22 protein-coding genes and 2 pseudogenes are annotated in these 24,531 nt (G+C 67.0%); 7 read left to right on the top strand and 17 right to left on the bottom strand.

Features of this window, described 5'->3' with window-relative positions; genetic code table 11:
• Window positions 1-192: 192 nt before the first annotated feature.
• Entirely contained in the window at window positions 193-843 is a 651-nt protein-coding gene (locus AXW84_RS14075; RefSeq protein ID WP_068234390.1) for an MOSC domain-containing protein, read from the bottom strand.
• A 107-nt stretch (window positions 844-950) separates the two neighbouring features.
• Here AXW84_RS14075 and AXW84_RS14070 point away from each other — a divergent pair, with 107 nt between their 5' ends.
• Window positions 951-1,676, top strand: a complete 726-nt coding sequence (locus tag AXW84_RS14070; protein ID WP_068234386.1) for a CPBP family intramembrane glutamic endopeptidase — start codon at window positions 951-953, stop codon at window positions 1,674-1,676.
• Between the two features lie 18 nt (window positions 1,677-1,694).
• On the opposite strand, the gene AXW84_RS14065 is transcribed toward AXW84_RS14070, so the two are convergent.
• Window positions 1,695-2,630 (bottom strand): hypothetical protein, encoded by a 936-nt coding sequence (locus AXW84_RS14065; RefSeq protein WP_068234383.1) that lies wholly within the window; start codon window positions 2,628-2,630, stop codon window positions 1,695-1,697.
• Window positions 2,623-3,525: a DUF58 domain-containing protein gene (locus tag AXW84_RS14060; RefSeq protein ID WP_068234381.1), complete on the bottom strand. Its 903-nt coding sequence runs from the start codon at window positions 3,523-3,525 to the stop codon at window positions 2,623-2,625. Before AXW84_RS14060 ends, AXW84_RS14065 begins: the two co-directional genes overlap by 8 nt.
• Window positions 3,526-3,562: 37 nt before the next feature.
• On the opposite strand from AXW84_RS14060, the gene AXW84_RS14055 reads away from it, so the two are divergent.
• On the top strand, window positions 3,563-3,967 hold the full coding sequence (locus tag AXW84_RS14055) for a DUF4296 domain-containing protein (protein ID WP_068234379.1): 405 nt from the start codon (window positions 3,563-3,565) through the stop codon (window positions 3,965-3,967).
• Window positions 3,968-3,969: 2 nt separating this feature from the next.
• On the top strand, window positions 3,970-4,311 hold the full coding sequence (locus AXW84_RS14050) for a tRNA-binding protein (RefSeq protein WP_068234376.1): 342 nt from the start codon (window positions 3,970-3,972) through the stop codon (window positions 4,309-4,311).
• A gap of 106 nt (window positions 4,312-4,417) precedes the next feature.
• On the opposite strand, the gene AXW84_RS14045 is transcribed toward AXW84_RS14050, so the two are convergent.
• From AXW84_RS14045 to paaA, 12 genes and pseudogenes are all read right to left on the bottom strand, one after another.
• Window positions 4,418-4,981, bottom strand: a complete 564-nt coding sequence (locus AXW84_RS14045) for a DUF922 domain-containing protein (protein ID WP_157887025.1) — start codon at window positions 4,979-4,981, stop codon at window positions 4,418-4,420.
• A 168-nt stretch (window positions 4,982-5,149) separates the two neighbouring features.
• Window positions 5,150-6,538: an MATE family efflux transporter gene (locus AXW84_RS14040; protein ID WP_071891344.1), complete on the bottom strand. Its 1,389-nt coding sequence runs from the start codon at window positions 6,536-6,538 to the stop codon at window positions 5,150-5,152.
• Window positions 6,539-6,717: 179 nt separating this feature from the next.
• The gene (locus AXW84_RS14035; RefSeq protein WP_068234370.1) at window positions 6,718-10,272 is read right to left on the bottom strand and encodes a PAS domain S-box protein; all 3,555 of its coding nucleotides are present in this window, start codon (window positions 10,270-10,272) and stop codon (window positions 6,718-6,720) included.
• Between the two features lie 116 nt (window positions 10,273-10,388).
• The gene (paaZ, locus tag AXW84_RS14030; RefSeq protein ID WP_068234367.1) at window positions 10,389-12,455 is read right to left on the bottom strand and encodes a phenylacetic acid degradation bifunctional protein PaaZ; all 2,067 of its coding nucleotides are present in this window, start codon (window positions 12,453-12,455) and stop codon (window positions 10,389-10,391) included.
• A 125-nt stretch (window positions 12,456-12,580) separates the two neighbouring features.
• The gene (gene pcaF, locus AXW84_RS14025) at window positions 12,581-13,789 is read right to left on the bottom strand and encodes a 3-oxoadipyl-CoA thiolase (RefSeq protein ID WP_068239445.1); all 1,209 of its coding nucleotides are present in this window, start codon (window positions 13,787-13,789) and stop codon (window positions 12,581-12,583) included.
• Between the two features lie 148 nt (window positions 13,790-13,937).
• Window positions 13,938-14,240 (bottom strand): annotated as a pseudogene (locus tag AXW84_RS14020) (hotdog fold thioesterase); the annotation flags it as partial.
• Between the two features lie 15 nt (window positions 14,241-14,255).
• A complete protein-coding gene (locus AXW84_RS26250) occupies window positions 14,256-14,384 on the bottom strand; it encodes a hypothetical protein (RefSeq protein ID WP_257722064.1) in 129 nt (42 codons plus the stop codon).
• On the bottom strand, window positions 14,362-15,540 hold the full coding sequence (locus AXW84_RS14015; protein WP_068239441.1) for a 3-hydroxyacyl-CoA dehydrogenase NAD-binding domain-containing protein: 1,179 nt from the start codon (window positions 15,538-15,540) through the stop codon (window positions 14,362-14,364). Before AXW84_RS14015 ends, AXW84_RS26250 begins: the two co-directional genes overlap by 23 nt.
• A 195-nt stretch (window positions 15,541-15,735) precedes the next feature.
• Window positions 15,736-16,248 carry a 1,2-phenylacetyl-CoA epoxidase subunit PaaD gene (paaD, locus tag AXW84_RS14010; protein WP_068234362.1) on the bottom strand — a complete coding sequence of 171 codons (513 nt, stop codon included), beginning with the start codon at window positions 16,246-16,248 and terminating at the stop codon, window positions 15,736-15,738.
• Complete coding sequence (paaC, locus tag AXW84_RS14005; RefSeq protein ID WP_082773899.1) at window positions 16,242-17,054, bottom strand: 1,2-phenylacetyl-CoA epoxidase subunit PaaC; 813 nt, start codon at window positions 17,052-17,054, stop codon at window positions 16,242-16,244. The genes paaD and paaC overlap by 7 nt, the downstream gene beginning before the upstream one ends.
• Before the next feature lie 11 nt (window positions 17,055-17,065).
• Window positions 17,066-17,353 (bottom strand): 1,2-phenylacetyl-CoA epoxidase subunit PaaB, encoded by a 288-nt coding sequence (gene paaB, locus AXW84_RS14000; protein ID WP_068234359.1) that lies wholly within the window; start codon window positions 17,351-17,353, stop codon window positions 17,066-17,068.
• Between the two features lie 174 nt (window positions 17,354-17,527).
• On the bottom strand, window positions 17,528-18,490 hold the full coding sequence (paaA, locus tag AXW84_RS13995; protein WP_068239435.1) for a 1,2-phenylacetyl-CoA epoxidase subunit PaaA: 963 nt from the start codon (window positions 18,488-18,490) through the stop codon (window positions 17,528-17,530).
• Between the two features lie 131 nt (window positions 18,491-18,621).
• Between paaA and AXW84_RS13990 the strand changes: the two genes are divergently transcribed.
• The gene (locus AXW84_RS13990) at window positions 18,622-19,614 is read left to right on the top strand and encodes a DUF1028 domain-containing protein (RefSeq protein ID WP_068234356.1); all 993 of its coding nucleotides are present in this window, start codon (window positions 18,622-18,624) and stop codon (window positions 19,612-19,614) included.
• A 117-nt stretch (window positions 19,615-19,731) separates the two neighbouring features.
• On the opposite strand, the gene AXW84_RS13985 is transcribed toward AXW84_RS13990, so the two are convergent.
• Window positions 19,732-20,805, bottom strand: coding sequence for an AI-2E family transporter (locus tag AXW84_RS13985; RefSeq protein ID WP_068234353.1), 1,074 nt, complete (start codon window positions 20,803-20,805; stop codon window positions 19,732-19,734).
• A 140-nt stretch (window positions 20,806-20,945) separates the two neighbouring features.
• Between AXW84_RS13985 and AXW84_RS13980 the strand changes: the two genes are divergently transcribed.
• From AXW84_RS13980 to AXW84_RS13970, 3 genes are all read left to right on the top strand, one after another.
• Entirely contained in the window at window positions 20,946-21,341 is a 396-nt protein-coding gene (locus tag AXW84_RS13980; protein WP_157887024.1) for a hypothetical protein, read from the top strand.
• Between the two features lie 11 nt (window positions 21,342-21,352).
• Window positions 21,353-21,595, top strand: coding sequence for a hypothetical protein (locus AXW84_RS13975; RefSeq protein ID WP_162268269.1), 243 nt, complete (start codon window positions 21,353-21,355; stop codon window positions 21,593-21,595).
• A 128-nt stretch (window positions 21,596-21,723) separates the two neighbouring features.
• Window positions 21,724-22,833 carry an alpha/beta fold hydrolase gene (locus AXW84_RS13970; RefSeq protein ID WP_068239433.1) on the top strand — a complete coding sequence of 370 codons (1,110 nt, stop codon included), beginning with the start codon at window positions 21,724-21,726 and terminating at the stop codon, window positions 22,831-22,833.
• Here AXW84_RS13970 and AXW84_RS25930 read toward each other — a convergent pair.
• A pseudogene (locus tag AXW84_RS25930) lies at window positions 22,796-24,529 on the bottom strand (Na+/H+ antiporter). The gene AXW84_RS13970 and the pseudogene AXW84_RS25930 sit on opposite strands and share 38 nt — an antisense overlap.
• Window positions 24,530-24,531 lie beyond the last annotated feature (2 nt).

Here is a 24,531-nt window from a genome sequence, read left to right as displayed (position 1 = left end):
CCCGGCGGAGCGGGCCATGCAAGCAGGGGCGGGGCCGCGGGGCCCCTACCTTGCGGCCGGCCCCGTGCCGGGGCCCCACCACCGCTTCATCCCCGTTCCGTATGCGTTCCGCTCTTTCGTACCTGGCCGGGGGGCCGCCAGGGCCATTGCCGTCGATGTGGCCCGGCCCGTGGGGCCCCGGCGGCCGGGGCCTCAGCGGCCGCTGGCGGCCAGCATTTGTTCGAGCCGCGCCCGCCAGGAAGGCGAGAGGTTGGGTAGCCGCAGCATGGCTGCGATTTTGGTGAAGTCCTTGTTAGGTAATTCGTTGCTATCTACCATGTCCTGGATGGTAACGTCCCCGGGGGCCCCGGGCTCGACAAGCGCGAGGGCGTCGCCGGCCTGGATTATTCCCTCTTGTACCACCCGAAAGTAGACGCCGCTGCGCCGTGCTTCTTCGAAGCGCCGGACCATGCTGGGGTCGTTCAGGCGGATGCCCAATTTCAGGCAGGGGCGGCGCGGCTGCACGGCCATCAGCACGGCGGTGCCCACGCGGTAGCGGGCCCCCACGGGCACGGCGCTTTCGAGCAAGCCGCTGGTGGTCAAGTTCTCGCCGAACGCGCCCGGCACCAGCAGCGCGGGCGGCAGGTGCTGCTGCCAGTAGGCGTAGTGCTCGTGCGGGTAGGCGTACACGGCCTTGTCGGGGCCCCCGTGCACGCGCAGGTCGGCTTGGCCATCGCCGGCCAGGTGCTCGGCCAACACGGCCACGGGCCCCGCGGCGGGCTGCTTGAAGATGCTGGTGCGCACGGTTTGGCCGCGCCAATCCACGTCCTGGGGCAAGCCGATGTTTACGGAGAGAAGGTGCATGGGCGAAGTAATGGATGGGCCGCTGCAAAAGTAAGCGGCCGCAACTAGGGCCCCGCGGGAGTACTTTGGGGCCGGAACCGCAACGCTTTTTTCGCTGGCGAATTTTTATGAACGGAGTTTTCTGGGGTCTGCTGTGCCTGCTGCTGTGCGCCCCACGGCTGGTGCGGGCCCCGCGCCCCATCGTTTTGGCGGCGCTCCTGTGCGCTGTGAGCGAATTTGTACTCATGGTGCCGATTTGGTGGCCGGCGTTGCTGTTCGGTTTGAAATACAACTGGACCGGCAAGCTGTTCAGCATCCTGGTGTCCCTGCTCGTCATCTACGGGGGCAAGTGGGTGAGCCCGCTGGAAACCGGCCTGGTGCGGCCGCTGCCCGGCGCGTGGCGCGCGGTGGGGCCGGTGGTGCTGGGGCTGGCCACGGTGCAGTTGGTGAGTACCGTCATCACCCAGGGCTACGGGCCCTCGCAGGCGTGGGAAAGCTTCTGGTACCAGTTGACCATGCCGGGCATTGCCGAGGAGCTGTTTTTTCGGGGCACGCTGCTGGGCTTGCTGAGCCGGGCGTTTCCGCGCAACCTGCCATTTCTGGGCACGCGGACCAGTTGGGGCGGCGTGGTCAGCGTGCTGCTTTTCGTGCTGGCGCACGGCATCACTTTTCGCACCAGCCCGCTGCAAGTGGTGCCGCAGGTGCAATTTTGGCCTGGGCAAGTGGCGGACCTGGTGTTGTGGGGCACCCTGTTTTTGTGGGTGCGCGAACGCAGCGGCTCTTGTTTTGCCGCCATGGCCACCCACAACCTCATCAATTCGTGCCTGGTGGTGGGCCGGGCGCTGGCGCGCTAGGGCCCCAGCGCCGGGGCCCTACTTGGCCTGCGCCAGCACGGCGTAGCGGTGCTCAGCAAATACGCGCAGGCGCTGGAAGGCGCGCTCGATTTCTACGCCGTCGTCGTCGGACAAGCCGTTGCCGTAAATCACCTGGTCGGTGGTGGCCAGGCCGCGGCGCACGTCGTCGTCGTGGCCGAAGTAGTCCACAATCTCGCGGGTGGTGAAGGAGTTGAGGGCGTTGTTTTCGAGGCCGGCGAGGTAGTTTTTCCACAAAGCCACGGCGCGCTCCACGTTGGCCGCCGACTGCGAGAGCGTGAACCGCTCGGCGTGGCGCGCAAACTGGGCCAGGAAGTAGCGGTGGTTTTTGCGCCGCTTGTAGGCGTCGTAGCGCCGCCGCAGGCCCCGCCGAAACAGCGCCGCGCCGCCCGCCAGCCCCAGCAGCAGGGCCCCCGTGCCGGCCAGCCAGTAGGGGTAGTTGAACAGCGGCGGCACCGGCGCCAGGGCCGTGGCCGCGCGCAGGGCCGGGGGCCCCGCCCCCGGGGCCAGCGCCGCGGCCGGGGCCGAAAGCAGCACGCGCACGGTGGCCGGGGCCGGGCGCAGCGTCAGGGTATCGGCGCCGCTGAGCACGGCCACGGGCAGGGCCAGGGTTTGCACCGGGGCCAGCGAAAACGTGCGCAGGTGGTACACCGCCCGGTCGAGGCTACGGCCCTGGCGCGTGACGGTGGGCGAGTAGCTGCGCCCGGCGTACTCAAACGGCGCGAAGCCGGCCAGCGAATCGGGAAACACCACTTCCTCGGCCGGGTCGTGCCGGTAGCTTAGCTCGTAGTCGAGCGGCTGGCCGATGCGCGTGGTGGGCTGCAAAAAGCGGCCCCGCGGCCGGTCGGGCCCGGGGCCCTGGGCCGCTGCCGGCCCGGCCAGCAATAGGGCCCCGGCCAGCGGTAGCGCCCCCAGCAGCGCGCGCGCCTTAGCCACGGGCCCCGGCGCGGTTGCGTTGGCGGATCAGGGCCACCAGCGGCGGCACGAAGTCTTCTTCGGTGCTCAGGGCCAGGTAGCTGGCGCGGTGGCGGCGGCACAGGGCGGCCAGCTGGGCAGCGTGCTGCTGGGCCCCGGCGGCGTAGCGCGCCCGAAAGCCGGGGCCCGAGGTGTTCACCCAGCGGGTGGCCCCGGTTTCGGCGTCGCGCAGGGGCACAATGCCCAGGCGCGGCAGTTGCTGCTCGCGTGGGGTGTGCACCTGGATGATTACTAGGTCGTGGCGGCGGGCCAGCAGGGCAATTTCTCGCTCGTAGTTCTGGTCCAGAAAGTCGGAAATGACCACCACCAGGCTGCGGTGCATGAGCAGCCCCAGCGCCTGCCGAATAGCCGCGCCCACCGCCGTGTGGCGGCCCCGGGGCACCAGCGCAAACAGCCGCTGCACCAGGGCGTAGGCCCCGCGCATGCCCTTGGCGGGGGGCAGGTACAGCTCCTTCTGGTCGGAAAACGCCAGCAGGCCCAACGGGATGTTTTGGCGGGCCGCCGACAGGGCCAGCAGCCCGGCCACGTCGCGGCCCAGGTCGAGCTTGCGGCGCGCGGCGGGCCCGGCGTCGAGCGAGGCACTCACGTCGAGCAGCATCAGCGCCTGCTGTTCTTTCTCTTCCTTGTAGGTTTTCACGAACGTGCCGTGGCCCTTGCTGCTCACCGCCCAGTCGATGGCCCGCACCTCGTCGCCGTATTGGTAGAGGCGCACGTCGTCAAATTCCAGCCCCGTGCCCTTGAGAATGGAGCGCGCGTTGCCCTGCACCTGCGCCTCAACGGCCCGGCGGATGCGGATTTCGAGGTGGCGCAGGCGGCGCACCAGGTCGGTGAGGGCCGAAGGGGCGGCGGGGTTCATGGCGGCGAAGCTACGCCCCGGGCGTAGCTTCGCCGCCATGAACCGCCGCTGCCGCCCCTGGCTGCTGGCTGGGGCCCTGGCCGCCGCCGGGGCCCTGCCCGCCTGCCAGCGCCCCGAAGAACCCCTGCGCCCCGCCGACCTCGTGCCCCGCCCCCAGCTGGTGGGGGCCCTCATCGACTTGCACTTGCTCGAGGCGCGGGTGGAAAACGCGGCCCTCAAGCCCGATTCGGCCCGGGCCTTGTTCTTGTCGCAGCAGAAAAACGTGTTCCGCACGTACCACATGACCGACTCTTCCTTTCAGCACAGCGTGCGCTACTACGGCGTGCACGGCAAGGACCTCGACGAGATGTACGTCGTCGTAGTCGACTCGCTCGAGCACCGCGTGAAGCGCCTCGACCCCACCAACCCCCGCTTCGGCCCGCCCGGCAGGGGGCCCCGCTAGCCATGCCCGCCGCCCTTACCTGGGAAGAATTTACCCGCGTCGACCTGCGCGTGGGCACCGTCGTCGAGGCCCGCGCCTTCCCCGAAGCCCGCCGCCCGGCCTACCAGCTGCGCATCGACTTCGGCCCCGCAATCGGCCTGAAAAACTCCAGCGCCCAAATCACGCACCACTACGCCCTCGCCGACCTGGTGGGCCGCCAGGTACTGGCCGTGGTCAATTTCCCGCCCAAGCAAATCGGCAAGTTCCTGTCCGAAGTCCTCGTCACGGGCTTTGCCGATACCGACGGGCACATCGTGCTGGCCGCCGTGGCCGCCCCCGTACCCAACGGTGCCCGCCTAGTGTAGAGCATTGGTTGTCAGTTGTTTGTTACTCGTCGTTAGGGCCCCCAGGCCGTCATGCTTCGGCTGCGCGGACGACAGATGAGCATGACGGCCTTTTGGTGCAATAGTTCTATTGCGCAAACGCCGCCATTTCAGCCAGCTGCTGCTGCACCTTCTTTTCCCACACGGCTTGCTTGGCGGCGTTGAGGCCGTGGTTAGTGTCGATGTCGTAGCGGTTTTCTTCGTCGCTCCACTGGTCGTACACGACCTGGGTGAGGCGGCCGAAGGCGGGTTGCAGCTTCTGGCAGTCGAGGTTGGCGGTCTTGAGCTTCTGGCGCAGGCGGCGGGCGTACACCTCCGTCAGGTCGAAGTGAAGCTGCTCGTGGCGCAGCAGCGCGGGCGACGACGATTTGGCGTCGCGCACCCACGAGGTGCTGGGGTCGAAAGTGGGCGTGACGGTGGCCGAAAACACAAAATCGGCGCACTTGGCGCCCGACAGCAAATCGGCCGAGGTGAGGGCCGCCTCGGGCTCGCCAAACTTCGGCCGGCCCTGGAAATCGGCCCACGTGAGGGGCCGGTTGGCAGCCCAGGCAATGCCCGCCGGCTTGGCCGCAGTGGGCTTGGCGGGGGCCTGGGCACGGGCCGCCAGGGGCCCTATCAGTAGTAAAGCAAATCCTAAAAAAGTAGTGCGCATAGCGAAATAGGCCATCAATTGGAAGGCCGCCAAAACAACAACCGGGCCCGAAAAGTGTCGGGCGGTAGCGTGGACGCTGCGAGTCCGCGGCTCTCGCTTCGTCGTGCCGGTTATCGTAGGGCGGCCGTTCAACCGCGCGGACTCGCAGCGTCCGCGCTACAGCCAGCGCTACGCTTTCAATAGCTCCGCTTCGGGCAAGAGCGTGGTGGGGCCAGTGGACAGCGGGACCCCGGGTTCGGTTTCGCGGCGGAAGCGCAGCAGCAGTACCCCGGCCACGATGGTGAGGCCCAGCAGCAGCGCCGCCCACACGCCCGGGGCCCCCAGGTGCAGGTGGAAACCCAGGAAATAGCCCAGCGGCAGCGCCACTGCCCAGTAGGCCAGCAGGGCCACTAGCGAGGGCACCTTCACGTCTTCGAGCCCGCGCAGGGCCCCCAGGCCCACCACCTGCAAGCCGTCGGACACCTGGAAGCCGGCCGCGATGAGCAGCAGCGTACTGGCCTGGGCCAGCACCGCGGGGTCGTGGTTGTAGAGCTGCGGCACCAAGTGGCGGGCCAACATCAGTACCCCGCCCATGCTGCTCATAAAACCAAACGCCAGCCAGTAAGCCGCGAAGCCCGCCTGCCGGGCCCCGGCCGCGTCGCCGGCCCCGCGCAGGTTGCCTACCCGGATGGTGGCCGCCGCCGCAATGCCGCTAGCCGCCATATAGGTCACGCCCGCCACGTTGATGGCGATTTGGTGGGCCGCCTGCGGTACGGCGCCCAGCCAGCCAATCATCAGCGCCGAGAAGGCGAAGGCGCCCATCTCAAACATCATTTGGCTGCCGATGGGGGCCCCCAGCGCCACCAGGCGGCGCAGGGCCGCCGCGTGGGGCCGCAGCCACTCGGCCGCGGTGGCGCGGTAGGGGCGCAGCGGCGCAGCGCGCAGCACGTAGGCGGCCATGAGGGACGCCATCAGCACGCGCGAGATGAGCGTGGCCCAGGCCGAGCCGATGAGGCCCATGCGCGGGGCCCCCCAGTGCCCAAAAATGAAGGCGTAGCAGAGCAGCGCGTTCACCACGTTGGCCCCGATGGACAGCCACATGGCCTGCCGCGTGAGGCCCAGCCCCTCGGCAAACTCGCGGAAGCCCTGAAACACCATCAGCGGGAGCAGCGACCAGCCCACCACCCGCACCCAGGGCGCGGCCATGGCCACCACCGCCGGGGCCTGCCCGAGGTGGGGCATCACGCGGGGCAGCAGCTCGCTGAGGCCGGCCAGCGCCAGGCCGGCCAGCGTGCACAGCCACACGCTGCTCACCAGCAGGCGGCGCAGGGCGGGCTCGTCGCGGCGGCCGGCGGCGGCGGCCACCAGCGGCACGGCCCCCATGCTCAGGCCGATGCCCAGGATAAGCAGCACGTTGGTGGTACTCACGCCCACGCTGATGGCGGCCAGCGAGGCCGTGCCCACCCCGGGCTGGTTGCCCACCATCACCGAGTCGCACACGCTCACCAGCATGTGGCCGAGCTGCGAGAGGACGACGGGGTAGGCTAACAGCAGGGTGGGGCGGAGGTGTTCTTTCACAACGGGCAGCGGGCAAAAGGGCCGGCGCCACGCGCGCCGCCCCCGCCGCAAAGGTAGCCCCGCGCCGGGGCCCTGGCCGGCCAGTAAGTTGTCCGTTATATAGTTGTTAGTTGCTTGTTGTCAGTTGTTAGCTAATTCATAAAATGTTGACTAACAACGAGCAACTAACAATAAACAGCTTAGGCATCGAAGCCCGGGGCGCGGGCCAGCAGCTGCACCAGCAGCTGGTAGAGGACGGCTTCCTTGTAGGGCTTGGTGAGGCAGGCGTCCATGCCGGCGGCCAGGTAGCCGGCGCGGTCGGTGTCGAAGGCGTTAGCCGTTAGGGCGATGATGGGCACGGTGGCGCGCACCGAATCGGGGTGCTGGCGAATGGCCAGGGTAACGTCCACCCCGCTCAGGCCCGGCATCCGGATGTCGAGCAGGGCCGCGTCGAACGGTTGGGTGCGCAGATAGTCCAGCGCGTCCGTGCCGTTGGCCACGGCCTGCACCTGCATGCCCCAGCGCTCCAGCACCACCACGGCAATGAATTGGTTGACGGGGTTATCCTCGGCCAGCAGCACGCGCCGGCCCCGCAGCCCATCGTAGGCCGGGGCGGCGGGCGGCGGGGCCAGGGCGGCGGGCCGGGCCGGGCGGGGTAGCGTGAGCTGAAACGCAAAGGTGGTGCCGTGACCGGGCGTACTGGTCAGGCGCAGCACGCCGCCCATCTGGGCCACCAGCTGCTGGCTGATGGCCAGCCCCAGGCCCGTGCCGCCAAAGCGCTGGCTGATTTCGGCGCCGGCCTGGGCAAAGGCCTCGAAGATGTGGGCCTGCTGCTCGGGGGCGATGCCGATGCCGGTGTCTTCCACCCAAAAGCGCACGGTGAGGGCCCCGGGGGCGTCGCGCAGCACGTCGGCCCCCAGCCGCACGCGCCCCCGCTCGGTAAATTTGATGGCGTTGCCGAGCAGATTAAGCAGCACTTGGTGCAGCCGGTATGCGTCGCCGAGTACGCGCGGGTCCAGGCCTTCGGGCCACAGGGCTACCGTCAGCTGCAAGCCTTTTTCTTCGGCCAGGGCGGCCACTGTTTGGCCGGCGCCTTGCAGCACCACGGCCAAATCGAAGGGCGCGTGGTCGAGCTGCAAGTGCTGGCCCGTGATTTTGGCCATATCCAGCACGTCGTTGAGCAGGGCCAGCAGGTGGCGGCCGGCGTGCTGCATGGTGTGCAGGTACTCGGCCTGCGACTCGGTAAGGGGCGTTTTCTGGAGCAGCGTGGCCATGCCCAGCACCCCATTCAGCGGCGTGCGAATCTCGTGGCTCATGTGCGCCAGGAAGGCCTCCTTGGCGCGGGCGTTTTCCTCGGCTTCCTGCTTGGCTTGTTGCAGGGCCCGCCGGTCCCGCACGCCCGCCGTCACGTCGTAGCCGGAGGCCACCACGTAGGGCGGCTGGCCGGGCTCGGCCACGCGGTGGGCGTAATAGTTCAGGTAGCGCCGCTCGCCGGTGGCGGTCAGGATCGTCATTACCTGGGGGGTAGGCGAGGAGAGGGTCAGGTTGTCGAGGTATTCCCGCAGCGCGGCGTGGTGGTCGGGCAGCATGGTTTCGTGCAGGAAGTGCCCCACCAGCTGGGCGGCTGGCAGGCCCAGTAACTGCTCGATGGCGGGGTTCACCGAGAGCAGCCGGCCCTGCAAATCGAGCGTGCAAATGAGGGCCTGCGAGTAGTACACCAGGTCGTGGTACTGCTTCTCGCGCTGCTCCAGGGCCTGCCGGGCCTGCTTTATCGCCGTCACGTCGTGGCTCACCGTGAGGATGCCCGGCTGCCCGTCGGGCTGCCGCATGGGCTGCTTTTGTACGTTGAAGTACCGCGTTTCGCCGGTGGTCAGCGTAAAGGTCAATTCCCGCGATTGGGACTGCTGGGTGCGCATAACCAAGTCGTTGAGGGCCCCAATCTGCCGCAGCTCGGCCTGCACAATGGCATTCTTTTCCGCGTTGGGCTGGGCGTGGGCACTGTGCCCAATCGACGCGCTGTAGGCCGCGTTGGCGAAGGCCGGGCGGCCGTCGGGGCCCATCATGTACAGTGCGTCTGGCAGGGCGTCCACCACCTGGCGGGTGAAGTCCTGCTGCTCCTGGAGCAGTGCCTGGGCCCGGCGCTGGCGCTCCTCGGCCTCGTGCCGGGCCGTGATGTCGATGCCCGAGCCCACGACCAGCCGCAACACGCCGTTGGCCGCAAAAACGGGCCGCAACCGGCGCAGTATCAGCTGCGGGCCGGGGCGCAGCTCTTCCCATGTCACGTCCTGCCGCGTGCGCATGGCCTCATCGAAGTAGTGCTGCCGCTGCTCGAGCAGGCCCGCCGGCTGGTGGGGGCGGCGGGCCAGGTATTCGGCCTGAGTCAGGCCAATCATTTGTTGGCGCACTTCGGGGTCCGAAACTGCTGCGGGGTTGACGAACAAAAAGCGGTGCTGGGCATCGAAAACGGCCACGTCCACCGGGAGCAGGTTCAGGATGGATTCGTAGAATTCCCGCTGCTTGGCCATCTGTGCTTCGGCCACCTTGCGCTCCGTAATGTCCACCCCCGTGGCAATGACCCACCGCGTGCCCGTGGGGCCCGGCACGGGCTGGTAGCTCACCAGCACGTGTTCCATCCCCGCGCAGTTCGCGCCCTGCTCGTCCCAGCTCACGGCCCGCTGCTCGCGCAGAGCTTCGGCGAAGGCGGCTTGCCGCTGCTGGGCCACGGCTTCGGCGCGCTGCCGGCGCAGGCAAACCTCCGCGCTGGTTTTGCCCAGCATCCAGGCGCGGGTAGCGGGGTCGGGCTCCACCATGGGGTTGACGAACAGGTAGCGGTGCTGGGCATCGAACACGGCCACCGCCATGGGCACCTGTTCCAGCACGCTCTCGTAGAAGGTGCGCTGCTCGGCCAGCTGCTGGGCAATTTGCTGTTGTGCCGTCACGTCGGTCAGGTACAGCGTGGCGTGGTCGTGGCCGGGCACGGCCACGGCGGTAAACAAGTAGTGCTGCTCGGCCACGGCCAGCTCCTGCGGGTGCGGCGCAGGCGTGCTCAAGGCGGCGTGCACCAGCGCGAGCATCCGCTGATACAGGGCCCCCGGCGCATCGGTGGCCAGGGCCCGCAGCAGGGGGGCAGCGGCGGGGTTGGCGTACACGACTTCCCCTGTGGAGGCCACCTGCAAAATGGGGTTGGGGTTGTGCTGCGGAATGTGGGCCAGCACGCGCAACTGCGCGTCGCGCCGGTGGCGTTCGGTCACGTCGCGGTAGCAAATCAGGCGGCCGGCCTGCGCCTGGTCCAGCACCAAGTAGTCGAGTTCGATGGTTCGGCCGTTGGCGAGGACGAATTCTTCTTGCAGCACCGTTTGCCCAGCCGCGTGCAGCGCCCAAGCCCGCGCCGCGAAGGCCGCCGGGTCTTGAAACGCGTCGTCGATGTACACGGCCGCCGGGGGAATCCCCGGGGCCCCGGCCGCCGGGTTGGCCACGGGCACCAAGCCGAACAGCTCCCAGAAATGCTGGTTGACGAACCGAATCTGACCTTCGTGGTCGACCAGCACCAGGCCCACGTGTAGGCGCTGCACCAGCGCCACCAACTGGGCGTGGTGGCGCTGGGCGCTGCCAGCGGCAGCTGCCAACTCGCCTTCGAGGGCGGCCACGCGGGCCTGAGCTCCGGCCAGCGCAGCCTCTGCTTCTTCGGCGCGAACCCGGGCGGCCGCTAGTTGCGCGGCCTGGTCGGCGGCGGGAAGGGAGAGGGCAGTAGGCATAACTAAAGCAACTATGGGCAAAACGTCCAGCGAAACAACCGCCCACCTATAAAACAACGGGCCATTCGGGCCAATAATATACCCCAGAGCGGGAATATCCAACGGTCGCCCGGCGCTTATCCCTGCGCCCGCTGCTTCACCATCGTCAGAATCGTGGCCACGGCCACCGTGTCGCCGGTTTCGTCGGTCACGGTCACCAGCCAGCGCACGATGCCTTTGGCCACATCCGCGTCGTCGCGTTTTTCCTGCCCAACTTTCTCTTTCACCGTGAGCTGCACACCGATGGTCATGCCCGGGTACACGGGCTTGGTGAAGCGGCACTCGTCGAGGCCGTAGTTGAGCAGCACGGGGCCCTTGCGCGGGTCCACGAACATGCCGGCGGCCTTGCTGAGGATGTAGTAGCCGTGGGCCACGCGCCCGGTAAACAGCGTGCCTTCCAGCGAGGTAGCGTCCACGTGGGCGTAGAAATTATCGCCCGACACCTGGGCGAAGTTCGTGATGTCGGCCTCCGTCACGGTGTGGCGGTGGGTAGTGTAGGTCTGCCCGATCTCCAGCTCCTCGAAGTAGTGCTGGAACGGGTGCTTGTCGCGCTCAATTTGCTGGGCCCCCGTTTGGTACACCTGCGTGATGGCGGTAAGCATGCTCGGCGAGCCTTGCAGGGCCACGCGCTGCATGAAGTGCTCCACACCCCGGATGCCGCCCATTTCCTGGCCGCCGCCGGCCCGCCCGGGGCCCCCGTGGATGAGCTGCGGCAGCGGCGAGCCGTGGCCGGTGCTCTCCTTGGCCATCTCCTCGTTCAGCACCAAAATGCGGCCGTGGTGGGTGGCCGCGCCCAGCACAAATTCCGTGGCCACGCCCGCGTCGGCGGTGGCCAGCGAGCAGACCAGCGACCCCTTGCCGAGGTTGGCCAGCTGCACGGCCTCGCCCAAATCGTGGTAGGGCATCAGCGTCACCACCGGCCCGAAGGCCTCGATTTCGTGCGAGTCGAGGTAGCGGAACGGCTCGTCGTTGCGCAACACGATGGGCGAGGCAAACGCGCCCCGGCCGGCGTGGGCCCCCAGCTCCTGGCCCCGGATTTCCACGTTGTCCAAGTCGCCGTACACGATGGGCGTGTGGCGGGCCAGCTCCTGCACCCGCGCCCGGAACTGCGCAGCCTGGGCGCGGCCAGCCAGGGCCCCCATGCGCACGCCCTCGGCCCGCGGGTGGCCGATAGTGGTCTGGGCCAGGGCTTTGCCGAGGGCAATCTGTATGTCCTCCAGCAGCTCGGCGGGCACGATGGCGCGGCGGATGGCGGTGCACTTCTGCCCGCACTTGGCCGTCATCTCCTTGCGCACTTCCTTCACAAACAGGTCGAACTCGGGCGTGCCCGGCCGGGCGTCGGGCCCCAGCACGGCGGCGTTCAGCGAGTCGGCTTCCATCGTGAAGGGCACGGCTTCTTCGATGATGCGCGGGTGGGCGCGCAGCAGCCGGCCGGTGGTGGCCGAGCCGGTGAAAGTTACCACGTCCTGGTAGGTGAGGTGGTCCAGAATGCCCTGGCCCGAGCCCGACACGAGTTGCAGGGCCCCGGCGGGCAAGATGCCGGAGGCAATGATTTCGCGCACCACGGCCTCGGTGAGGTAGGCCGTGGGCACGGCGGGCTTCACCACGGCGGGCATGCCGGCCAGCAGGTTCACGGCAATCTTCTCCAGCATGCCCCAAATGGGGAAGTTGTAGGCGTTGATGTGCACGGCCACGCCCTCCTTGGGCACCAGCAGGTGCTGGGCCACGAAAGTGCCACCCTTGCTGAGGCCCACCGGCTCGCCCTCTACATAAAACGGCTTGTCGGGAAACTTGCGCCGCAGCGAGGCATTGGCAAACAGGTTGCCAATGCCGCCCTCAATGTCAATCCACGAGTCGGCCCGCGTGGCGCCCGAGCGGTAGCTCAGCTCGTAAAAAACCTCCTTTTTCTCCTGTAAATGGAAGGCCAGCGCCTTCAGCATCCGCCCCCGTTCGTGGAAAGTCATTTTCCGCAGCGCGGGGTTGCCCACGCGCCGCCCGTAGGCCAAAACCTCTTCGTAGTCAACGCCTTCGGTATTGGCCAGGGCAATGGTTTCGCCGGTGCTGGCGTCGAGTAGTTCTTGCTGGGGCCCTCCGCCGGGCAGCCAGCGGCCAAGGGTATAGTTTTCGAGCAGTTGGGTGGGCATGGGGAAGGGGAGTTTAGAATGTAGCGCGGACTTTGTAGTCCGCGTTTTTGAACGGTCGCCCAACGGTAATTGGCAAGGCGGTAATCGGTAGGACGAAGCGAAAGCCGCGGACCACAAAGTCCGCGCTACACCCGCTCGATAATTGCGGCGTAGCCTTGGCCCACGCCGATGCACATGGTTACCAAGGCGTAGCGCTTGTGCTGGCGGTGCAGTTCCAGGGCGGCAGTTTGGAGCAGGCGGGCGCCGCTCATGCCCAGGGGGTGGCCCAGGGCAATGGCGCCGCCGTTGGGGTTGAGGCGCGGGTCGTTGTTGGCCAGGCCCAGGGCCCGGGTGCAGGCCAGCGCCTGCGCGGCGAAGGCTTCGTTGAGCTCAATCAGGTCGATTTGGTCGAGCGTGAGGCCGGCTTTTTTGAGCGCCATTTGGGTGGCCGGTACCGGGCCGATGCCCATGAAGCGGGGCTCGACGCCGGCCACGCCCATGCTCACCAGGCGGGCCCGGGGCGTGAGGCCGTGCAGCTTCAAGCCATCTTCCGAGGCCAGGAGCAGGGCGGCGGCCCCGTCGTTTAGGCCCGAGGCGTTGCCGGCCGTTATGGTGCCGCCGTTTTTGCGGAAGGCGGGGCGCAGCTTGGTCAGGCCTTCCGCAGTGGTGGTGGGTTTGATGAACTCGTCCTCCGCAAATAGCACTGGCGGGCCCTTGCGCTGCGGAATGGGTACGGGCACAATTTCCTGGGCCAAGCGGCCGCTGCGGTGGGCAGCGGCCGCCTTTTGCTGCGAGGCCAGGGCGAACTGGTCCTGGTCGGCGCGGCTGATGCCGTCGCGCTCGGCCAGGTTCTCGGCCGTTTCGCCCATGCTGTCGGTGCCGTAGAGCTCCTCCATGCGGGGGTTGACGAAGCGCCAGCCGAAGCTCGAATCAGCCATTTGCGCGTCGCGCCCGAAGGCGGCACTGGCCTTGGAAATCACCAGGGGCCCCCGGGTCATGCTCTCCACGCCGCCGGCGATGAACAGGTCGCCGTCGCCGCACTGGATGGCGCGGGCCGCCGCCACGCTGGCCGAGAGGCCGCTGGCGCAGAGGCGGTTCACGGTTTCGCCGGGCACCGAGGCCGGCAGGCCGGCCAGCAGCAGGGCCATGCGGGCCACGTTGCGGTTGTCTTCGCCGGCCTGGTTGGCGCAGCCCATTAGCACGTCGGCCACGCCGGCCGGGTCGGCCGTGGGGTTACGCCGCAATAATTCCTGGATGACCAGGGCCCCCAGGTCGTCGGGCCGCACGGTGGCCAAGGTGCCGCCGAAGTTGCCAATTGGCGTACGAATGCCGTCAACGATAAATGCGTCTTTCATGTACTTGTTCTTTCTTTTATCCCTGGCCGTCATGCAGCGCGCAGCGAAGCATCTCTACCGCTCACTAATTCATTGATTACTGACGCAGTGGAGATGCTTCGCTGCGCGCTGCATGACGGCCAGGAGCATTAATTGTAAGCGGGTATTCTCAAACCGGGATTTCCTTGTCCGAGCGGTAGGCGGTGCCTTTGAAAAGGGCCAGTACGGCGCCGTGCTGGTTGCTGACGCGCACTTGGTAGACGCCGATTTTGTGCTTGAGGCTTTCCTCGCGCGCTTCCACGGTGAGCACGTCGCCGGGGCGGCCGGCTTCGAGGTAGTCAATGGTTACGCTCAGGCCCACGGCTTGGCGGCCGTGGCTGTTGCAGGCCAGCCCGAAGGCCGTGTCGGCGGCCGCGAACGTGACGCCGCCGTGCAGGGCCCCGAAGCCGTTGAGCATCTCGGGGCGCACGGCTAGTGTGAGGCGGGCCTAGCCGGGGCCCACCGCGGCCACGGCCACCCCCAGCCAGCGGCTGAAGGCGTCGTGGGCCAGCATCAGGTCTTTAACGGCTTCGGCCGGGGTGGGGGCCCCGGCGTTAGGCTTGGGCAACGCGCTCATGCGGGATGAATAATTGGTTGGTGCGGGCCAGCTTGCGCAGCAGCGGGCTGGCGCGGTAGCGCTCCTCGTGGTACTCCTCGTAGAGGGCGTCGAGCCAGGCCAGCACGCGGGGCGGGCCCAGGGCGTCGGCCCAGGCCAGCAGGCCGTGGGGGTAGTTCACGCCCTGCGTCATGGCCTGCTCCAGGTCGTCGCGCGAGGCCACGCCGCGGTGCAGCGCATCGGCCGCCTCGTTGATGAGCATGGCCAGCACGCGGTACAAAATGATGTGGCCCAGCGTCTCGTCCTGGGTAGGGGCGGGCGCCGGGGCCCCGGCGGAATAATCATAAAAGCCGCGGCCCGACTTCCGCCCCAAAAAGCCAGCTTCCAGCAGGCGCTTCTGAGCAATGGCCGGCCGGTAGCGCGGGTCGAAGTAGAAGCCGGCGAACACCGCTTCCGTCACGCGGTAGTTCACGTCGTGGCCGATGAAATCCATCAGCGCGAAGGGCCCCATGCGGAAGCCGCCGAGCGTCGTCAGGGCCCAATCGATGGTGGGCGCGTCGGCAATGCCCTCTTCCAGGATGCGCAGCGCCTCGCCGTAGAACGGCCGCGCCACCCGGTTCACGATGAAGCCGGGCGTGTCCTGGGCCACCACGGGCTGCTTGCCCCAGCGCGTCACTAGGGCCCGCAGCTCGCCGGCCAGGCCGGTACGCGTTTGCACCGCCGGAATGATTTCGACGAGCCGCATGAGCGGGGCCGGGTTGAAAAAATGCAAGCCGATGAAGCGCTCCGGCCGCTGGCACGCCGCCGCAATGGACGCCAGCGAGAGCGACGATGTGTTGCTGGCCAAAATGCACTCGGGGGCTACCACCTGCTCCGCCTCCCGAAACAGCTGCTGCTTGGCGGCCAGGTCTTCCACCACGGCCTCAATCACCAACTCACAGTCGGCAAAATCGGGCAGGTAGGTGGTGGGGCGCAGGCGAGCGGCGGCCAGGCCGGCGGCTTCGGCCGAGAGCTTATCTTTTTCCACCAGCCGGCGCAGGTTGGCTTCGATGCCGGCCGTGGCTTTTTCGAGGGCCCCGGCGTGCTGGTCGAGCAGGCGCACGGGGTGGCCGGCGGTGGCCAGTACCTGGGCAATGCCCGCGCCCATGGCCCCGCTGCCGATGATTCCGATGGTCATGCTCATGGTTCTAAGTTTCTTGTTGTCAGCGGTTGGTCACCCGCGGTTGGCGCGCTGCCGTGGCAGTCACCATTGCAAAGTTAGGCCGCCATGCAGCGCGCAGCGCAGCGTCTTTCCCAAGGCATTAACCCATGATTGGTTACGCGAGAAAGATGCTGCGCTGTGCGCTGCGTGACGAATCCTTAAGCACCAAAATCAGTGGCACTTGAAATAATCGAACGGCTCGCGGCAGTCCTGGCACTGGTAAAGCGCTTTGCACGCCGTGGAGCCGAACTGGTTGACGAGCTGCGTGTGGGCCGAGCCGCACAGCGGGCAGGCCACGGCCGTGGCCTTGCCGAACAGGTTGAGCACGTGACCGGTGGCGGTGCCGTCCACGGGCGGGGCGATGCCGTAGGCGGTGAGCTTGGCGCGGCCCGCGGCGCTCATCCAGTCCGTCGTCCAGGCCGGGCTGAGCTGGTTGTGCACAGTGAGTTGCGTGATGCCCTCGGCCAGCAGGCGCAGGCGGATGTCGGTGGCGATGGTGTTCATGGCCGGGCAGCCCGAGTAGGTGGGCGTGATGGTCACCGTTACTTGTTCTCCAACCACTTGCACGGCCCGCACAATGCCCAGGTCGAGGATGCTGAGCACGGGCACCTCGGGGTCCGTCACTTCCTCCAGCAGCCGCCAGATTTGGGCTTCGGTGGGGGCCCCAGTGGCCGTGGCTACCACGTCAGGCCGGGGTAGGCGCGCTGCATGTACTGCAGCTCGGCGAGCAGGTAGCCCAGGTGCTCGGAGTGCTGGCCGGCCTTGCCGCCCTTTTGGGTAAAGGGCGCAATTTGGGGCGCGGGCACGGTGGCTTCGGCCAGCACGTGGGCCGCGTGGGCCTGCATGGCGGGCAGAATATCGGCGTAATCGGGCACGAGGCCGAGGTCTTGCAGGGCGGCTTCGGTGGCGGTGGCGGTGGTCAGCTCGGCGGCGTAGCGCCAGAGCGTGGCCAGGGCTTTGTCGAGGCGCTGGCGGCTTTCGGCGGTGCCGTCGCCCAGCCGAATCAGCCACTCCGAACTCCACTTGAGGTGGTAGGCCGCCTCCTTCACCGACTTTCCGGCAATGCCGGCCAGGGGCGCGTCGGGGCCCTCTTTCAGCGCCAACAGCAAGTGGTAGTGGTAGTTGTCGAACAAAAACTGGCGCACCACGGTGTAGGCGAAGTCGCCGTTGGGCTGCTCCACCAGCAGGGGGTTGCGGTAGGCGGTGGCGGGGCGCAGGTAGGCGAGGTCGTCCTCGGTGCGGCCCTGGCCTTCCAGCTCAGCGGCGTACTGGTAGAGGCTGCGGGTTTCGCCCAGCAGGTCGAGGGCAATGTTGGCCAGGGCCAGGTCCTGCTCCAGCACGGGCCCGTGGCCGCACCACTCGCTCAGGCGGTGGCCCAGCACGAGGCTGGTGTCGGCCAGTTGCAGCACGAATTCGAAGAGCTGCTGCCGCACGGTGGGCGCGTGGGCAATGGCGGCGGGGGCAGGTAGCAAATCAGCGGGGTGGTCCATAACCAGCAAGCTTACATGTGTTTAATAGAATCCGGCACGGTGTAAAACGTGGGGTGCCGGTACACTTTGTCGGCCGCCGGGTCGAAGAATTCGGCCGCCTCGCCGGGGTTGGAGGCGTGGATGTTCGTCGACTCCACCACCCAGATACTCACGCCCTCCAGGCGGCGCGTGTACACGTCGCGGGCGTTTTGCACGGCCATGGTGGCGTCGGCGGCGTGCAGGCTGCCCACGTGCTTGTGGTCCAGCCCCTGCTTGCTGCGGATGAAGACCTCCCACAGGGGCCACTCGGATTGCGACATTATACTGTTATATAACTAATTAATCGTCTTTCATGCTGAGCTTGCGAAGCATCTTCTCACGGTTGCTTTCGCCAGGATTAATAGCTCAATCGGCGCGAACGTGAAAAGATGCTTCGCAGGCTCAGCATGACAGACGGTAGATGTTGTTCTCGTTTGTAATGGGGCCCCGGGGCCCTAAACGGCCACTGCTGCTGCCTCGCGGGCGGCGCGTTTGGCGGCGTGGGCCAGGGCGGCCTCGCGCACCCAGGCGCCCTCTTCGTGGGCTTGCACGCGGGCCTGGAGGCGGTCGTGGTTGCAGAGGCCGTTGCCTTTTACCACGCTCCAGAACTCGTTCCAATCGACTTCGCCGAAGTCGTAGGCTTGGCGGGCTTCGTTCCACTTCGCTTTTTCGTCGGGCACGGTCAGGCCCAGGAATTCGGCCTGGGGCACCATCATGTCCACAAATTTCTGGCGCAGCTCGTCGTTGGTGAAGCGCTTGATGCGCCACTTCATGCTCTGCTCGGTGTTGGGCGACTCCGAGTCCTTCGGGCCGAACATCATCAGCGTGGGCCACCACCAGCGGTTAAGGGCCTCCTGGGCCATTTCCTTTTGCACGGGGGCCCCGGCGGTTAGCGTCTGCATGATTTCGAAGCCCTGGCGCTGGTGGAAGCTTTCTTCCTTGCACACGCGCACCATGGCCCGGGCGTAGGGCCCGTAGCTGGTGCGGCACAGCGGTACCTGGTTGAGGATGGCGGCGCCGTCCACGAGCCAGCCCACGCAGCCCATGTCGGCCCAGCTCAGGGTGGGGTAGTTGAAGATGCTGCTGTACTTGGCCTTGCCGCTGTGCAGGTCGGCCAGCATCTGGTCGCGGCTCGCGCCCAGCGTTTCGGCGGCGCTGTAGAGGTAGAGGCCGTGGCCGGCCTCGTCCTGCACCTTGGCCAGCAAAATGGCCTTGCGCTTGAGGCTGGGGGCCCGGGTAATCCAGTTGCCTTCGGGCAGCATGCCCACAATTTCGGAGTGCGCGTGCTGCGAAATCTGCCGGATCAGGGTTTTGCGGTAGGCATCGGGCATCCAGTCCTTGGGCTCGATGCGCACGTCGGCGTCGATGCGGGCTTGGAACTGGTCGTCGCGGCGGAGGTCTTTTTCGAGCGTTTCCATAAAGCAGTCAACAAAGGCTAACAAGCGTTAGTTTGTAAAAGTAAGGAAAAAATTCTGGGGCTCCGGAATCGGCCGTACCTTGGGCCCCGGCCGTAACGCGGCCCAGTGCCATTTTTTATCTCTTCCGCCATATGTTGCCCAAGCTACTACTTTTCGCGCTGACCTTGCTGGCGCTGCCCGCCGCCGCCCAGTCCGTGTACTCCGCTACCGACCCGCTGGCCCACACCTTCAGCATCGTGGCCCGCGACGCCAAAACCGGTGAAATGGCCGTGGCCGTGCAAAGCCACTGGTTTTCGGTGGGCACCTCCGTTAGCTGGGCCGAGGCCGGCGTAGGCGTAGTCGCCACCCAGTCTTTCACCAACAAGTCGTTCGGCCTGCGCGGCCTGGCCCTGCTGAAAAGCGGCAAAACCGCTCAACAGGCGCTGGATGAGCTGCTGGCCAATGACGAAGGGCGCGACGTGCGCCAGGTCGCCATCCTCGACAACCAGGGCCGCGTGGCGACGCACACCGGCAAAAAATGCGTGGACATGGCCGGGCACCAGCAGGGGCCCCAGTTCTCGGTGCAGGCCAACATGATGCTCAACAACACGGTGTGGGGCGCGATGGCCAAGGCCTACGAAGCCGGCGCCGCCCTGCCCCTGGCCGAGCGCGTGCTCGGGGCCCTCGACGCGGCCCAGGCCGCCGGGGGCGACATCCGCGGCCGGCAGTCGGCGGCGCTGCTGGTGGTGCGCGGCACCGCCACCGAGGGCCCCTGGGCCGACCGCCTCGTGGACCTGCGCGTGGACGACGCCGCCCAGCCGCTGCCCGAGCTGCGTCGCCTCCTCAAGCTGCACCGCGCCTACGATCACATGAACGCCGGCGACCTGGCCGTGGAGAAAAACGACATGCCGAAAGCCATCCAGGAGTATCAGGCGGCCGAAAAGATGTTCCCCCAGAACCTGGAAATGAAGTACTGGCACGCCATCACGCTGGCCAACAAGCAGCAGGTGCCCGCCGCCCTGGCTTTGCTGAAACCCATTTTTCAGCAGGAACCCAACTGGCGCGTCCTCACCGAGCGCCTGCCCAAAGTAGGCCTGCTCACGGTTTCAGATGCAGAATTGAAGCAGATTCTGGCGTTGAAATGAGGATGTAGCGTGGACTTTGCGAGTCCGCGACGAGCGCAGCGAGTGGGCTAATAGCCCGTTCAATCGTCATACTCGCTGCGCTCGTCGCGGACTCGCAAAGTCCACGCTACGGCCGGGCTACAGCTCTACCGAGTCGTCGCCCAGCACGTCCTGCACATAGAGCATTTTCACCAGAATCACGCCGATGGCGACGATGGGGGTGGCCAACGTGAGCCCCAGCAGGCCGGTGAACGAGCCGATGACCAGCTGCCCCACAAAAATGAGGGCGGGCGGCAGCAGGATGAGCCGCTGCTGCACCACCGGCGACACGGCCGCGCTCTCCAGCGTTTGCACGCCCAGGTATAGGGCCAGCACGTACAGCGCCTCCGTGGGGCCCCCGTGGAAAAAGGCCAGCAGCAGCGCCGGCACCATCGAAACGATGGGCCCGATGTTGGGAATGAACGTAACCAGCCCCGCAAACAGGGCCAGCACCCAGGCCAGCGGCAGGCCCAACGCCCACAGCCCCAGGGCCGTGAGCACGCCCACGGCCAGCATCGACACCAGTCGGCCCAGTACCCATTTCACCAGCGTGTCGCTGATTTTGTCGAGCACCTCGTGGGCGCGGGCGCGGCCGGGTTTGGGCACCAGCATCACCAGGCCGGCGCGGTACAGCTTGGGCTGCAAAGCAATAAACAAGGCCAGAAAGATGATAACGTAGGCATCGGCCAGCACGCTGAACGTGGTGGAAAACACGCCCGTGATGCGGCCCATCCAGGCCGAGCCGCCGCCCGTGAGGCGGCCAAAATCGAGGTTTTCGTTGGCTAGCCACTGGCCCCACTCGGTGCCGCGCGCGCGCGCCTGCACGTCGCGCAGGGCCTGCGGCAGCTGCTTTTGCAGCTCGGCCACCTGCTCGCCAATGCGCGTCGAAAACAGCCAGCCCGTGCCCACCAGAGCCCCCACCACCAGCAGCGTCACCAGCAGCAGTGCCAGGCCCTGCGGCAGGCGGGTGCGGCGGTGCAGCCACTGGGCCCCCGCTTGCAGTGGCAGGGCAATGAGCAGCGCCGCCAGTACCCGCAAAAATACCCCGAAGGCCATTCCCAGCAGCCCCGTCAAGAACAAGACAATGAACACGATGCCCGCCGCGATGCCCACGCGCCGCGCGTAGCTGGTGAGGGAGGCAGGTGGGGAGGTGGGAGCAGTAAGTTGGTCCATTGCAGAGGTGAATAAGTAGGGCCCCAGGGCCCCGTGGCGGCCGCGGGGATGTAGCCTTTACGAGTAACTGGACAAACGTGCTAAGGCCCGTACTTTTTGGTAACCGCCGCGGGCCTCAAAGCCGCCGTGCCACCGAAGCCATGCTCGACCAGAAGCGAAACGCGCCAAACCCCTGGTGGCAGCTGCTGCCGGCGGGCGGCATTTGCGCCTACTTTGCCTTGTACGTGGTGGCGGCGGCCTTGTACCCGGGCGGCTCGCAGGCCGATAGAGCGTCGGTGGGCTTCAGCTGGCTGCACAATTACTGGTGCAACCTGCTGAACACCGACGCCCTGAACGGGCAGCCCAACGCCGCCCGGCCGGTAGCCCTGGCGGCCGTGGGCGTGCTGTGCGCGTCCCTCGTCGTTTTTTGGTGTTACCTGCCCCAGCTGCTTGCCCTCGGCACCCGGGGCGCGGCAATCATCCGCGCAACTGGCATTCTGTCAATGGTTTCAGCAGGCTTTATTTTTACTGAATACCATGATTTGATTTGGCGATAAACATCGCCGGCTTGCTCGGGCTGATTGCGCTGGCAGGCACGTTTGTCGGCTTGTATAAAACCCGTTTGGTTGGCTATTTCTGGGTCGGCATTTTATGCGTGTTGCTCATGGTGGTGAACAATTACGTGTACTACACCAAGCACTTACTTTGCTACCTGCCCATCATTCAGAAAATAACCCAGGTCGTAGTGCTGGGTTGGATTTCGTCGCTCAGCGTTGCAATGTACCGCGCTGCGAAAGGGCGGGCGGTTTGACGCGGCCCGCCGGCAGCTGGTATTTGGTAATTGGGCCCAGCAACGCCAAGCCCCAATGCCGCTGGATGCCTTACTTTTCCTGCCACATCGGCCTCAAAACTTACCCGAACAACTTTCCACCGCTTCTCATGCGAAACCTTACTTACTACGGCCTGCTCCTGGCCTTGCTATTTGGGCTCGGGGCCCCCGCCGCCCAGGCCCAAACCAAACCGGCCGACCGGGTACCGCACCACTTTTTCACGCTGACGAACTTCCGCACCGAGGGCGGCGCGGTGCTGCCCCAGGCCCGGGTGGGCTACGGCACCTACGGCCACCTCAACGCCAAGCGCGACAACGCCATCCTGCTGCCCTCGCACTACATGGCCGGCCACCACGGCTACGAGTGGCTCATTGGCCCGGGCAAGTGCCTGGACACGACCAAGTTGTTCCTGGTCACGACGGAGCTGTTCGGCAACGGTAAGTCGTCGTCGCCCAGCAACACGCCCGAGCCTTTCCACGGGCCCCGCTTCCCCGTCATGACCATCCGCGACAACGTGGCGGCCGTGCACGAGCTGCTGACCAAGGAGCTGAAGATAAGCCACCTGCGCGCCGTCATTGGCTTTTCGATGGGGGCCCAGCAGGCGTTTCAGTGGGCCGTGAGCTACCCCGCCTTTGCCGACCGCCTGGTGGCCACCTCGGGCACGGCCAAGAACTACCCGCACGGCGTGGTGCGCCTCGAAGGCCAGATTGCCGCCCTCACCGCCGACGAAGCGTTTAAGAACGGCGACTACGCCGCCCCGCCCACCAAGGGCATCGAGGCCTTCGCCACGGTGTGGACGGCCTGGCTGTTCTCGCAGGAGTGGTGGCGCAAAGAGCTGTGGCGCAGCGACGAGAAGCCCGGCACCACCTTCGAGCAAGTGCTCAATAACTACCGCACCCACTTCATCCCCGGGGCCGACGCCAACGACCTCATCCTGCAAATGCGTACCTGGGAGCACCACGACGTGGGCACCACCCCTGGCTTCGGCGGCGACGTTGAGAAGGCCCTGCGCAGCATCAAAGCGCCCATCCTCTACATGCCCTCCGAAACGGATTTGTACTTCCCCGTGGGCGATGCGCGCTACGAGGCCGCGTTCATTCCCGGCGTTACGCTGCTGCCCATCCCGTCGCTGTGGGGCCACACCGCCGGCGCCGCCAGCAACCCCGCCGACGCCAAATTCCTCAACGAGAACATCGGCAAGTTTCTGGCCGGCAAGTAATCAGGGCGCGGGGCCCTACCCTCGCGGTACGGCCCCGCGCCCTGATGCCCTTTTCGTTGCGCCCGGGGCCCTCAGCTGCCGCCGCGCCGCTTTCCTCCAGCTGCGTTTGCAGGTCCAGCTCGGCCAAATCCAGCTCGCGCTGGAGCTTGCGGATGGTTTCGACCTCGGCGTGGCCCTGCTTGTGGCGCTGCACGAGCAGGCCAAGCTGGTGTTGCACCACGGCTAAATCGGTGCGTAGCACTTGCTGATGCCGGCGCTGCCCGGGGCCCGGTCCGGCTGCGTCGGGGGCCGCCTGGTCGTCGGCGTTGGCTTGCAGCAGGTCGATTTGCTGCGTGAGGCGCTGCTCCAGCGGGGCCAGCACCTTGGGGGCGGTGCAGGAGGCCAGGGTGCCGTGCAGGAACGCCAGCGAATCGGTGGCCAGCTCCAGGCGCAGGGCCTGCTCGTGGCGGTCGGCGGCGGCGGTTTCTTCGTGCACGCCCAAGCGGCGCACCAGCCACGGCAGCGTGAGGCCCTGCACCAGCAGCGTCACCAAAATGATGGCGAAGGTGAGGAACAGCAGCACGTTGCGCTGCGGGAAGGCGCGGCCGTCGGCCAGTGCCAGGGGCAGGGCCGTGGCCAGCAGCGACACCACCCCGCGCATGCCGGCCCACGACGTGACCAGCAGCTCGCGCCAGCTGATGAGCGGCGGGGCCGGGTCGCCGGTCGAGCGGCGGAAAAAGGTGACGAGTGCCGTGACCGGGAAAATCCACGCGATGCGGATGACGATGGCCACGGCGCTGATGAGCAGCCCGTACCCGCACAGCGCGGGCAGGATGCCGGGCGGCAGGCCGCGCAGCACGGTTGGCAGCTGCATCCCGATGAGGATGAACACGAAGCCATTCAGCAGGAAGTTGACCACGCGCTAGAAGCTGGCGTTTTGCAGGCGCGTGGGCCCCGAGTACACCTCCGGGGCCCGCCGCGACATCACCAGGCCCATGAACCCCACCGCCAGCACCCCCGAGGCCCCCACGTGCTCGGCCAGCAAGTACACCAGAAACGGCAGCAGCAGCGAAATAGCCGTGGCCGTAGTGGACTCGCGCACATGGGCTTGCAGCCGCGCCCTGAGGTAGCCCGCCGCTACTCCGAGGGCTACGCCGCCGGCCACCAGCACAAACTGCCCGCCCGCCCGCCACGCCACAAACCCGCCGCTGACCACGGCCGCCACGGCGTAGCGGTAAGCAATCAGGGCGGTGGCGTCGTTCACCAAGCCCTCGCCTTCCAGCGTTACGCTCACGCTCTTGGGCAGGCCCAGGCCTTGGGTGGCGCTGCTGGCCGCCACGGCGTCGGGCGGCGATACGATGGCCCCCAGCACGAACGCCAGCGGCCAGCCAAAGCCCGGCAGAAAGTAATGCGCCACCACGGCCACGGCCACCGTCGTGAACGCCACCAGCCCCACGGCCAGCAGCAAAATGGGCCAGCGGTAGTGGTTGAAATCCTGCTAAGTAAGGTTGAAGCCCGCGTAGTAGAGCAGCGGCGGCAAAATCAGCAGAAACACTACGTCGGGCTCCAGCTTGGTGGGCGGCAGGCCGGGCACGAAGCCCAGCGCCAGGCCCGCCGCCACCAGCAGCACCGCCTGCGGCAGCCGGCTCCGCTGAAACAGTACCGACAGGCCCGCGAGCAGGGCCAGCAACACCAGAATGGTTTCGAAGCTATTCATAA

The sequence above is a fragment of the Hymenobacter sp. PAMC 26628 genome (assembly GCF_001562275.1).
Classification (GTDB): domain Bacteria; phylum Bacteroidota; class Bacteroidia; order Cytophagales; family Hymenobacteraceae; genus Hymenobacter.
This window is presented reverse-complemented; position numbering and strand designations above follow the sequence as displayed.